The sequence below is a fragment of the Streptomyces sp. NPDC003035 genome (assembly GCF_042888285.1).
Taxonomy (GTDB): Bacteria; Actinomycetota; Actinomycetes; order Streptomycetales; family Streptomycetaceae; genus Streptomyces.
The window spans coordinates 175,805-187,520 of record NZ_JBIAPJ010000001.1 but is presented as its reverse complement, the minus strand read 5'-3'; the positions used below and the strand labels follow the sequence as shown (position 1 = coordinate 187,520).

The following is an 11,716-nucleotide window of genomic DNA, read 5'->3' as shown; positions in this document are numbered from 1 at the left end:
TCAGCGCCCCCGCCACTTCGGGGCCCGCTTCTCGGTGAAGGCCGCGTGGAACTCGGCGTAGTCCTCGCCGTTCATCAGCAGCGCCTGGGTCGCGGCGTCCAGTTCGACGGAGGCCGCGAGCGGCATGTCGAGCTCGGCGGTGAGCAGGGCCTTGGTCTGGGCGTGGGCGAGGGCCGGTCCGTCGGCGAGGCGGCGGGCCAGTTCGGCGGCGCGCGCGTCGGCGTCGCCCTCCTCCGTGACCTCGCTCAGCAGGCCGATCCGCTCCGCCTCCGGCGCGCGGACCGGTTCGCCGAGCATCAGCAGCCGGGTGGCGTGGCCGAGGCCGACGACCCGGGGCAGCAGATAGGCCGCGCCCATGTCGCCGCCGGAGAGGCCGACGCGGGTGAAGAGGAAGGCGAAGCGGGCGCTCGGGTCGGCGATCCGGAAGTCCGCGGCGAGGGCGAGGACGGCACCCGCCCCGGCCGCCACGCCGTGGACGGCGGCGATCACCGGGAAGGGGCACTCCCGGATCGCCCGGACGACCTGCCCGGTCATCCGGTTGAAGTCGAGGAGCTCCGCCGTGTCCATGGAGAGCGTCGCGCCGATGATCTCGTCCACGTCGCCGCCGGAGCAGAAGCCGCGGCCCGAGCCGCCGAGGACGAGGGCGCGCACGGCGCGTTCCCGGGAGAGTTCGGCGAGCAGATCGCGCAGGTCGGCGTAGGCCCCGAAGGTGAGCGCGTTGAGTTTCTCGGGGCGGGCGAGGGTGACGGTGGCGACACCGTCGTCGATGGCCAGGCGCAGGTGGTGCCAGCGCTCGGTGCGGGGTGCGGAGCCGGTAAAGGGGCTCATACGCGCGTGCCTCCCTTCCTCCTCCCGGGAGCGTATCACCGTGTTGTGACTGTCGTCACGAGTGCGCGATAGGTGCACGCGGAGACGGCCCCGGAGGTGCCGAAGGTCCCGGCCCACGGGTGACCGTGGACCTCGCACGAGGGAGGGGGTGCCCATGGATTTCGCGTTTGCGGTTCGTAAGGTTGAAAGTAGGACGTCTCGGGACGCCTCGTCCGCCACCTTCCTCGCCGAACGGACTCCCTGCCATGGTCGAAGCCACCGACCCCACCACGTGGCGCATCGAGCTTCCGCACACCACCGCCGCCGTGCCGATCGCCCGCGCGCTGGTCCGTACGGCGCTCACCGACCGCGACGCGCCGGCCGACAGGGACACGGCGGAGCTGCTGACCGCCGAGCTCGTCGCCAACGCGGTCGAGCACACCGAGGGCGAGGACCCCATCGAGCTGATCGTCGAGCTGCTGCCGGGAGGCTGCCAGGTCGAGGTGCACGACCGGCGTCCGGCCCGCGCCGGAGACCTGATCCTCCGCCCCGGACCCGGCGAGGCATCCGAGCCCGGCGAGACACCCGAGCCCGCCGAGACACCCGACCCCTGGCAGGAGCACGGGCGCGGCCTGATGCTCATCCGCGCGCTCAGCAGCGACTGCGGTCACCGCCCCACCGCCCGCGGGAAGGCGGTCTGGTTCACCCTTCCCGCGGTCCCGGGGCAGCGTCGGCCGGTGGGCTGACGACGGACCGGCCGGCGAGGGCCGGGCCGGCCGTCAGGCGTTGCCCGCCAGGGTGGCGACCATGACCGCCTTGATCGTGTGCATCCGGTTCTCGGCCTCGTCGAAGACGACGGAGTGCTCCGACTCGAAGACCTCGTCGGAGACCTCCAGCTCGGTCAGTCCGTGACGGGCGTGGATGTCGCGGCCCACGGCCGTGCCCAGGTCGTGGAAGGCCGGCAGGCAGTGCAGGAACTTCACGTCCGGGTTCCCCGTGGCGCGCAGGACGTCCATGGTCACGGAGTACGGGGCGAGGTCGGCGATCCGCTCGTCCCAGATCTCCTTGGGCTCCCCCATGGAGACCCAGACGTCGGTGGCGACGAAGTCGGCGCCCCGGACGCCCTCGGCGACGTCCTCGGTGAGGGTGATCGCCGCACCGCTCGCCTCGGCCAGCTTCCGTGCGGCGGCGACGATCTCCCCGGCCGGCCAGTACGCCTCCGGCGCGACGATCCGGACGTCCATGCCGAGGAGGGCGCCGGTGATCAGATAGCTGTTGCCCATGTTGAAGCGGGCGTCGCCGAGGTAGGCGAAGACGAGGCCGTCCAGCGGCTTGTCCGTGTGCTCCGTCATGGTCAGGACGTCGGCGAGCATCTGGGTGGGGTGCCAGTCGTCCGTGAGGCCGTTGAAGACGGGGACGCCCGCGTGGGCGGCGAGCTCCTCGACGGCGGCCTGACTGTCGCCCCGGTACTCGATGGCGTCGAACATCCGGCCGAGGACGCGGGCGGTGTCCTTGACCGACTCCTTGTGCCCGATCTGCGAACCGGAGGGGTCGAGGTAGGTGGTGGAGGCGCCCTGGTCGGCGGCGGCGACCTCGAAGGCGCACCGGGTCCGGGTCGAGGTCTTCTCGAAGATCAGGGCGATGTTCCTGCCGCGCAGCCGCTGGACCTCGGCACCCGCCCTCTTGGCCGCCTTCAGCTCGGCGGCCAGGTCGATCAGACCGCGGAACTCCTCGGCGGTGAAGTCCAGCTCCTTGAGGAAGTGGCGGCCGATGAGGTCGGGGGCCATGGGTACTCCTGGGTACGGTCGGGGAAGGCGAACGAGACGACGCATGGAAGTCTATACGCTGATCAGCATGCCTATACAGTGATGCCGCCCACTCGTCCTCCCCGGCAGGGCCCTCACACGGCGTCCCGCTCCACCGGGCAGCTCATGCAGCGCGGGCCACCCCTCCCCCGCCCCAGCTCGCTGCCCGGGATCTCGATCACCTCGATGCCCTGCTTGCGCAGATGCGTGTTCGTGGTGACGTTCCGCTCGTACGCCACGACGACGCCCGGCTCGACCGCGAGGACGTTGCAGCCGTCGTCCCACTGTTCGCGCTCCGCCGCGTGGACGTCCTGCGTCGCCGTCAGGACGCGGACGTCCTGCAGACCGAGGGCGGCCGCGATCGCGCTGTGCATATGCTCCGGCGGATGGTCGGTGACCCGCAACGACTGGCCCTCGTCACCCGGTTCGATCGTGTACGAGCGGAGCATGCCGAGCCCCGCGTACTGGGTGAAGGTGTCGTGGTCGACCATCGTCATCACCGTGTCGAGGTGCATGAACGCCCGCCGCTTCGGCATGTCGAGCGCGATGATCGTCCGGGCGGAGCCGGCGGCGAAGAGCCCGCGGGCCAGCATCTCCACCGCCTGCGGGGTCGTACGCTCGCTCATCCCGATCAGGACCGCGCCGTTGCCGATGACGAGGACGTCCCCGCCCTCGATCGTCGACGGGTAGTCGGACTGCCCCTCCGACCAGTGGTGGAAGCCGCCCGCCTCGGGTCCGGTGAAGAGCGGATGATGCTTGTAGATCGCCTCGAAGTGGACCGTCTCGCGCTGCCGGGCCGGCCAGCGCATCGCGTTGATGGAGACGCCGTCGTAGATCCAGGCGGAGGTGTCCCGGGTGAAGATGTGGTTCGGCAGCGGCCTGAGGACGAAGTCGTCCAGCTCCATGACATGGAACCGGACCGAGGTCGGCTCGCGGTGCGCGGCCAGGAACTCCCGCTTCGTCATGCCGCCGACCAGTGCCTCGCCGAGCTCGGCGGCGTCGAGGGAGTCGAAGGCCGCGCGCAGATGGTCGGCCGCCAGCGGCCCGAACTCCTTCTCGTGGAAGACCCGGTCGAGGACGAGTCTGCGGGCGGCGGGCAGCTCCAGCGCCTCCCGCAGGAGATCGCCGAAGAGGTGGACCTCGACCCCCCGGTCCCGCAGCACGTCGGCGAATCCGTCGTGCTCCTGCCGGGCCCGGCGCACCCAGAGCACGTCGTCGAAGAGGAGAGCGTCCTTGTTGGAGGGTGTCAGCCGCTTCAGCTCCAGATCGGGCCGGTGCAGGATGACGCGGCGGAGCCGCCCGGTCTCTGAGTCGACATGGAATCCCATGCGCCCATCCTGACGGAGCCGGGCGGCTCACGCGTGGTTCTCGGAGCGGTCGGCCGAGGCGATCAGCCCGCCGTCGCCCCGCCCCGGCGGGGGAGCGCGGCCATCCACTCCGCCGCACCCCCCGCGGGACACCTGTCACAGACGCGGGTCCACCGGCTCGGACTCCAGCGCGAGCACCGCGAAGACCGCCTCGTGCACGCGCCACAGCGGCTCGCCCTCCGCGAGCCGGTCCAGCGCCTCCAGGCCCAGCGCGTACTCGCGCAGCGCGAGCGACCGCTTGTGGCCGAGGAAACGGTTGCGCAGGCGCTCCAGGTTCTCCGGACGGGTGTACTCCGGACCGTAGATGATCCGCAGGTACTCCCGGCCGCGCACCTTGACGCCCGGCTGGACGAGCCGGCCGCCGGGGCCGTGCACGGGCGAGTGCCGGTTCGGCGCGAGCGGCTTGACGACCATGCCCTCGCCGCCGGCCGCCGTCATCTCCCGCCACCAGGCGACTCCGGCCCGTACCGAGGGTTCGTCGCCCGTCTCGACCACGAGCCGTCGCGTGACCTGGAGCAGGCCGGTGGGATCGGAGTCGACGATCCGGTCGAGCCACCTGAGCTGCTCGTCGTGCGGTACGGCCGCCAGCGACCGGCCCCGCGCGGCGAGGATCTGGAAGGGCGCGAAGCGCACGCCGTCCAGTCCCTGCGTCGGCCAGCAGTACCGGCGGTACGCCTCGGTGAATGCCTCCGCGTCCACCGCCCGTTCGCGCTGCTTGGCGAGGAGCGCGTCCACCCCGCCCACACCCCGCGCCGCCGCCTGCTCCAGTGCGCCGAGCACGCCGGGGAAGACCGCGCGGGAGGCCGCGCCGACCGCCGCGTACTGCGAGCGCAGCAGCCCGGCGGACTTCAGCGACCACGGCATCAGCTCGCCGTCGAGCAGCAGCCAGTCCGTGTCGAGTTCGTCCCACAGCCCGGCGGCGGTGACGGCCGCGCGCAGCCGCTCGAGGACCTGCTCGGTGACGGACGGATCGTCGAAGAAGGGCCGGCCGGTACGGGTGTGCAGGGCGCCGGTCGCTCCGGTGACCCCGAACCGCTCGCGCGCCACGTCCTCGTTCCGGCAGACCAGGGCCACCGCCCGCGAGCCCATGTGCTTCTCCTCGCACACGACCCGCTCGACCCCGTCGGCCGCGTACTGCGCGAACGCCTCGGCCGGGTGTTCCAGGTAGCCGTCCTCCTTCGAGGCCGCGGTCGGCGCCATCGTCGGCGGCAGGTAGGCGAGCAGCCGGGGGTCGATGGCGAACCGGCTCATCACCTCCAGCGCGGCTGCCGCGTTCTCCTCCCGTACGGAGACGTTGCCCATCCACCGGGTCTCCACGATCCGGCGTCCGTGGACGTCGGCGAGGTCCAGGGGCCGTCCCTCGTGCCCGCCGGGCGCCTCGGTCGCGAGCGGCCGGGCCGGCTCGTACCAGACCTTCTCCGCCGGTACGTCGACCAGTTCGCGCTCCGGCCAGCGCAGCGCGGTCATCTTCCCGCCGAAGACCGCGCCCGTGTCCAGGCAGATGGTGTTGTTGACCCAGGAGGTGTTCGGGACCGGCGTGTGGCCGTAGACGACCGTGGCCCGGCCGCGGTACTCCTCCGCCCACGGGTAGCGCACCGGCAGCCCGAACTCGTCGGTCTCCCCCGTGGTGTCCCCGTACAGCGCGTGCGACCGCACCCGGCCTGAGGTCCGGCCGTGGTACTTCTCCGGCAGACCGGCGTGGCAGACCACGAGCCTGCCCTCGTCGAGCACGTAGTGGCTGACGAGCCCGTCGATGAACGCGCCCACCTCGGCGCGGAACTCCTCCGGCTCCCGGCCCAGCTGCTCGATGGTCTCGGCGAGCCCGTGCGTCTCCTGGACCTTGCGGCCCTTGAGCCAGCGGCCGAGCTTGTTCTCGTGGTTCCCGGGCACGCAGAGCGCGTCGCCGGACGCCACCATGGACATCACACGGCGCAGTACGCCCGGGCTGTCCGGTCCGCGGTCGACGAGGTCGCCGACGAAGACGGCCGTACGCCCCTCGGGGTGGTGGCCGTCGACATAGCCGAGTGTGGCGAGCAGCGTCTCCAGCTCGGAGCGGCAGCCGTGGATGTCACCGATGATGTCGAAGGGGCCGGTGAGGTGGCGCAGGTCGTTGAACCGCTTCTCCAGGACGACCTCGGCCGCCTCCACCTCCTCGACGCTGCGCAGCACGTGCACCTTCCGGAAGCCCTCGCGCTCCAGACCACGCAGCGAGCGGCGCAGCTCGCGGCGGTGGCGCTGGACGACATGGCGGGGCAGGTCCGCCCGGTCGGGGCGTGTCGCGTTCCGGGCCTGGCACACCTCCTCGGGCAGGTCGAGGACGATCGCGATCGGCAGCACGTCGTATTGGCGGGCCAGCTGGACGAGCTGGCGCCGGGCCTCCTGCTGCACGTTGGTGGCGTCGACGACGGTCAGCCGCCCGGCCTCCAGGCGCTTGCCCGCGATGTAGTGCAGGACGTCGAAGGCGTCCTTGCTGGCGCTCTGGTCGTTCTCGTCGTCGGCGACCAGACCGCGGCAGAAGTCGGAGGAGATGACCTCGGTGGGCTTGAAGTGGCGGCGAGCGAAGGTGGACTTGCCGGAGCCGCTGGCACCGATGAGGACCACGAGGGACAGGTCGGTGACGGGCAGCGTGCGGGCGCGCGGGGCGCCGGTGGTGTCGGTCATGCCGAGTCCTCCTTCGGGGTCGGGGTGTGCAGGGTGAAGACGGCCATCTGCGTGGGCGGGCCGACCTCGGGGTCGTCGGGGCCGACGGGCGTGAACTCCACGCCGTATCCGTACCGCTCGGCGACGCGCGCGGCCCAGGTGCGGAACTCCTCGCGGGTCCACTCGAAGCGGTGGTCGCCGTGCCGGACGTGCCCGGCCGGGAGGGACTCCCAGCGGACGTTGTACTCGACGTTCGGCGTGGTCACGAGGACCGTCCGGGGACGGGCCGAGCCGAACACGGCGTATTCGAGCGCGGGCAGCCGCTCCAGGTCGACGTGCTCGATGACCTCGCTCAGGACGGCCGCGTCGTAGCCGGTGAGCCGCTTGTCGGTGTACGCGAGGGAGCCCTGGAGCAGCTTCACCCGGCCGGCCTGCCGCTCGCCGAGCCGCTCCAGCTTGAGCCGGCGTCCGGCGATGGTGAGGGCGCGTACGGACACGTCGACGCCGACGATGTCCGTGAAGCGCACGTCCTTGAGCAGCGCCTGCACCAACTGGCCCTGGCCGCAGCCGAGATCGAGCACGCGGGAGGCGTCGGCGGCGCGCAGCGCGGTGAGGATCGCCTCCCTGCGCTGCTCGGCGAGCGGCACCGGCTTCGCTTCCGTGTCCGAGGTCTCGTCGACCGCGTTGTCGAGGTCCTCGACCTCCAGCCCGTCGCTCTCGGCGAGGCGTACGAGCTCCAGGCGCTCCATGGCCTCGCGGGTCAGCCCCCAACGGCGGGAGAGGTAGCGGCTGGTGATGAGCTTCTGCTCCGGGTGGTCGGCGAGCCAGCCGTCACCGGCGCGCAGCAGCTTGTCGACCTCGTCGGGCGCCACCCAGTAGTGCTTGGCGTCGTCGAGGACCGGAAGCAGGACGTAGAGCTGGTTGAGCGCGTCGGCGAGCCGCAGCTCCCCCTCCAGGACGAGCCGCACATAGCGGGAGTCGCCCCACTCGGGGAAGGCGGTGTCCAGCGCCACCGGCTCCGCCGTCACGGTGTCCCAGCCGAGGGGCCCGAACAGCTTGCCGACCAGCTCGGCCCCGCCGCGCGCGGGAAGCGCCGGCACCTCGATGCGCAGGGGCAGCGGCGCGGCGGCCCGCTCGGGCATCGCCTTGCAGCTCCCGCGCAGGGCGCTCTTGAAGACCGCGGAGAGGGCGACGGAGAGCAGCGAGGACGCGGCGTAGGGCCGGTCGTTCACGTACTGCGCGAGCGCGGCGTCGGGGGCGCCGCCACGGCCCTTGCCCTTGCCGCGGCGCACCAGCGCCACGGGGTCCACCTCCAGGAGGAGCGCGGCCGTGCACCGCTCGGCGGTCGCCTCGGGGTAGAGGACGTGCGCCGTGCCGTGCGAGGTCGAGAACGTCTGCGCGTTGTCGGGATGCTTGTGCAGCAGGAAGCCCAGATCGGTCGCGGGACGTTCGGGAGTGCCGGTCGTACTGATCGTCAGGAACACCTGTCCGAGTATGGTCGGCCCCTCCCCCTCCGACCAGGTATTTTCCTCAGCCCTCGACCAGGTGGTGTCCTCAGCCCTCCGCAGGTCTCCCGGTGTCCGGGACGGCGGCCAGCGCGGCGGCCAGCGCGGCGATCCGGTCGGGACCGACCCGGCAGCAGCCGCCGAGCAGCCGCGCCCCGGCCGCGGGCCAGTCCCGCATCCGCTCCGGATCGAAGGATCCGCTCCCGCGCCACGCCCGGGCCCGGGCGTCCCACTCCTCACCGCTGTTGGGGTAGACGACCACCGGCTTCCCCGTCGCCGCGGCGGCGATCTCCACGGCCCGGGCGGCGTCCGCCGGCTCGCAGCAGTTGACCCCGACCGCGATCACCTGGTCGTTGCCCGCCGTGAGCGCGAACGCCTCCGCCAGCCCCTGCCCGGCACGCGTCCGCTCCCCGGCGATCGTGTACGAGAGCCAGACCGGCACCCCGCAACCCTCGGCCGCCCGCAGCAGCGCCTCCGCCTCGTCGAGGTCGGGCACCGTCTCCAGAGCCAGCACATCCGGCCCCGCCGCCGCCAGCGCCTCGACGCGGGGCCGGTGGAACCGCTCCAGCTCGGTCACGCTCAGCCCGTACCGGCCGCGGTACTCACTGCCGTCCGCGAGCATCGCGCCGTACGGGCCGACCGACCCGGCGATCCAGACCTGTTCGGCGGCCCCCTCCCCCGCCGCCCGGGCCAGCTCCACACTGCGGCCGAGCAGCCGGGCCGTCTCGTCCCGGCCGATGCCGCGCCGGGCGAAGCCCTCGAAGGTGGCCTGGTAGCCGGAGGTGATCAGCACCCGGGCACCCGCCCGCACGTACGCCGTGTGCGCCGCCGCGATCTGTTCGGGCCCGTCGGCGAGCAGCCGGGCCGACCACAGGTCGTCGCGCAGGTCGCAGCCCTGCGCCTCCAGCTGGTTGGAGAGTCCGCCGTCGAGGACGAGGACGTCGTCGGCGAGCGCCTCGGCGAGTGTGCGGGCGGGTGTCGCGGGTGTCATCGGGGGTCCTCTCCTCAGCTCAGCTGTGACTGCACCTGGGCGGAGATCAGCTCCAAGTGGTCCAGGTCGTCGAGGTCGAGGACCTGGAGGTAGATCCTGGACGAGCCGATCGCCGCGTACCGGCCGATCTTGTCCACGACCTCGGCGGGCGATCCGGCAAGGCCGTTGGCCTTCAGCTCCTCCACCTCGCGTCCGATGGCCGCCGCGCGACGGGCCACCTCCGCGTCGTCCTTGCCGACGCAGACCACCAGGGCGTTGGAGTACACCAGCTCGTCGGGCCGCCGGCCGGCCGCCTCGGCGGCGGCCCTGACCCGTCCGAACTGCCGCTCGCTGTCCTCCAGCGAGGCGAACGGGATGTTGAACTCGTCGGCGTACCGTGCGGCGAGGCGCGGGGTCCGGCTCGCGCCGTGCCCGCCGATGAGCACCGGAATCCTGTCCTGGGCCGGCTTGGGGAGCGCGGGCGAGTCGACGAGCGTGTAGAACTCGCCCTCGTGGGAGAAGGTCTTGCCGATCTCGGTGCTCCACAGGCCCGTGACGATCGCCAGCTGCTCCTCGAGCCGGCCGAACTTCTCCTTGGGGAAGGGAATCCCGTACGCCCGGTGCTCCTCCTCGAACCATCCCGCCCCCAGGCCGAGTTCGACCCGTCCGCCGGACATCTGGTCGACCTGGGCGACCTGGATGGCCAGGACGCCCGGGAGGCGGAAGGTTCCGGCGGTCATCAGCGTGCCGAGCCGGATCCGGCGGGTCTCCCGGGCCAGGCCGGCCAGCGTGATCCACGCGTCGGTCGGCCCGGGCAGGCCGTCGGCGGATCCCATGCTGACGTAGTGGTCCGAGCGGAAGAAGGCGTCGAAGCCAAGGTCCTCGGTGGCCTTGGCGACCGTGAGCAGGGTGTCGTAGTCGGCCCCTTGCTGGGGCTCGGTGAAGATGCGAAGATCCATGCCTCCATCCTGCACCTGCGGGTGCCCGTCAACCCCTCTCATCGGCGTCCGTGGACCGGCCCGGCGGGCGAGCGGCCGGGAAGCGGAGCTCGTTCCGGTCGATCTTCGCCGCGAGCGCGGCGAGCGGATCGACGCCGAGCACCCCGCAGAACTGGAGCAGGTACGCCAGCACGTCCGCGACCTCGTCCTCGACCCGGTGCGCCCGCTCCGGGTCGTCCATCACCCGGCCCGCCTCGTCGGGCGTCAACCACTGGAAGATCTCCAGCAGTTCGGCCGCCTCGACGCTGAGCGCCGCGGCCAGGTTCTTCGGCGTGTGGTACGGCTGCCACTCCCGCGCGGCCGCGAATGCGGCCAGTCGGCGCTGCAATCCCGCTACGTCCTGTTCGGTCACGGCACCAGGTCTACCACTGCCCCCTGGGTGACGGTGATGGCGCACAGCAGGAGTCCCCGCCCGGCCGGCCAGCGGCCTCCGAGCCGGTCGGCGGGGGCTTCGCCCCGCCGCCGGCTCCCGGACGTCGTCCACGGGAGGCTCCGCCCTGCTGGCTCGCACCACTTCGGCTCGTCCCCCACCGCCCGCGCTGCCGTCGACCCTTCCGCCGCTCCTCCCCTCCATCGTTCCGTCAATCCTTCCGTCAGCATCGGGTCGACGGCTGCCCGGTCGGGTGAATACCGGCTTCCTGGCGGGGCGCGTCCCGCCAGGCCAGTGACCGGGGCCCGGCGCCCGTCGTTGGCTCGGGCGGAGCCGGACCGCCCGGCCCGCGCGCCGGCGGCCGCTGCCGGTGTGTCGTTCTCACGTGTGGCCCTCCCCCACGGGAAGGGCCTGGGCCGAGGAGGCCGCCATGTCCCAGGAAGCCGCGCCTGAACGGGCGATGCCCGAACAGCCGGTGCAGCAGTCCGTGCCCGAGCAGTCCGTGCCCGAGCAGAAGCGTGCCGGCGCCCCCAAGGGCCTGCTGCAGCAGATGGAGGAGCTGATGGCTGCGCTCACCGCCGATCTGTCGCAGCTCGACGCCGACCTTCAGTCCTCGGCGGACCGCCATGAGCCCCGTGCGGAGGACAAGCGCCCCACGGACTGACAGCGCTCCGGCCGCCCACCGTCCGTTTCCCCGGCGGGCGTCCCCGCGGTCCCCGTTCATGACGGCCCCGCCGGGCCCGCCCGTCCGCGTGCGGCATCGGGCGGCCGGTCCCGCTCCCGCACGGCGAGCCGGCGCAGCATCCCCCGTACCCTGTCGTTCGACTCGTCGGCGGCGTCGATCGCCTCGATGCACTGCCAGTAGAGGCCCTCCTCGTCGGTGACGCAGGCCACCCCGACGAGAGCGATGCCGACCTCTCCGAGCAGCGCGCCCAGTGCGGTCAACGCCACCCGTGCGTCCGCCACCTCGGTCAGCTGAGCCGCCCTCAATCCCCCTGCCCGCAGGGCCGGATGGTCGACCCCGCCGTTCCCGCCGGCGGTCTCGCTCAGCCCCCGCGCCTCGCTCCGGAGCTCCAGCGGTCCGCAGAGCGCGAGATGACTTCCTATCGCCTGGGCGAGGGCCTGCGCCTGCCAGGCCTCCGCCACGATGTCCCATGCTTCCCTGCTGCGCGCCAGTGCGTTCCGCCCCGTCGCGATCAGTCGCTCCGCTTCCATCGACGCCGCCCCCGTTCGTACGACTTACTGCCCACTCAG

General features: G+C 72.5%; 11 protein-coding genes. 2 read left to right on the top strand and 9 right to left on the bottom strand.

Annotated features, from left to right (window positions below):
- Positions 1–828: an enoyl-CoA hydratase family protein gene (locus ACFYV5_RS00810; RefSeq protein WP_355106293.1), complete on the bottom strand. Its 828-nt coding sequence runs from the start codon at positions 826–828 to the stop codon at positions 1–3.
- A 245-nt stretch (positions 829–1,073) separates the two neighbouring features.
- Here ACFYV5_RS00810 and ACFYV5_RS00805 point away from each other — a divergent pair, with 245 nt between their 5' ends.
- Positions 1,074–1,553: an ATP-binding protein gene (locus ACFYV5_RS00805; RefSeq protein WP_389162718.1), complete on the top strand. Its 480-nt coding sequence runs from the start codon at positions 1,074–1,076 to the stop codon at positions 1,551–1,553.
- Between the two features lie 33 nt (positions 1,554–1,586).
- On the opposite strand, the gene argF is transcribed toward ACFYV5_RS00805, so the two are convergent.
- From argF to ACFYV5_RS00770, 7 genes are all read right to left on the bottom strand, one after another.
- The gene (argF, locus tag ACFYV5_RS00800; protein ID WP_389162715.1) at positions 1,587–2,594 is read right to left on the bottom strand and encodes an ornithine carbamoyltransferase; all 1,008 of its coding nucleotides are present in this window, start codon (positions 2,592–2,594) and stop codon (positions 1,587–1,589) included.
- Between the two features lie 113 nt (positions 2,595–2,707).
- A complete protein-coding gene (locus tag ACFYV5_RS00795; RefSeq protein WP_355106287.1) occupies positions 2,708–3,940 on the bottom strand; it encodes an arginine deiminase in 1,233 nt (410 codons plus the stop codon).
- A gap of 135 nt (positions 3,941–4,075) precedes the next feature.
- On the bottom strand, positions 4,076–6,640 hold the full coding sequence (locus ACFYV5_RS00790) for a polynucleotide kinase-phosphatase (protein WP_389162712.1): 2,565 nt from the start codon (positions 6,638–6,640) through the stop codon (positions 4,076–4,078).
- Positions 6,637–8,103: a 3' terminal RNA ribose 2'-O-methyltransferase Hen1 gene (locus ACFYV5_RS00785; RefSeq protein WP_389162709.1), complete on the bottom strand. Its 1,467-nt coding sequence runs from the start codon at positions 8,101–8,103 to the stop codon at positions 6,637–6,639. Before ACFYV5_RS00785 ends, ACFYV5_RS00790 begins: the two co-directional genes overlap by 4 nt.
- Before the next feature lie 70 nt (positions 8,104–8,173).
- The gene (gene mmuM / locus ACFYV5_RS00780) at positions 8,174–9,115 is read right to left on the bottom strand and encodes a homocysteine S-methyltransferase (RefSeq protein WP_389162707.1); all 942 of its coding nucleotides are present in this window, start codon (positions 9,113–9,115) and stop codon (positions 8,174–8,176) included.
- Positions 9,116–9,129: 14 nt separating this feature from the next.
- Positions 9,130–10,053 (bottom strand): LLM class F420-dependent oxidoreductase, encoded by a 924-nt coding sequence (locus ACFYV5_RS00775; protein WP_355106279.1) that lies wholly within the window; start codon positions 10,051–10,053, stop codon positions 9,130–9,132.
- A gap of 28 nt (positions 10,054–10,081) precedes the next feature.
- Complete coding sequence (locus ACFYV5_RS00770; RefSeq protein ID WP_389162704.1) at positions 10,082–10,444, bottom strand: nucleotide pyrophosphohydrolase; 363 nt, start codon at positions 10,442–10,444, stop codon at positions 10,082–10,084.
- A 478-nt stretch (positions 10,445–10,922) separates the two neighbouring features.
- Here ACFYV5_RS00770 and ACFYV5_RS00765 point away from each other — a divergent pair, with 478 nt between their 5' ends.
- Positions 10,923–11,126, top strand: coding sequence for a hypothetical protein (locus ACFYV5_RS00765; protein WP_389164990.1), 204 nt, complete (start codon positions 10,923–10,925; stop codon positions 11,124–11,126).
- Between the two features lie 56 nt (positions 11,127–11,182).
- Here the strand turns inward: ACFYV5_RS00765 and ACFYV5_RS00760 are convergent, their stop codons facing one another.
- Positions 11,183–11,677, bottom strand: coding sequence for a DUF6099 family protein (locus tag ACFYV5_RS00760; protein ID WP_389162701.1), 495 nt, complete (start codon positions 11,675–11,677; stop codon positions 11,183–11,185).
- Positions 11,678–11,716 lie beyond the last annotated feature (39 nt).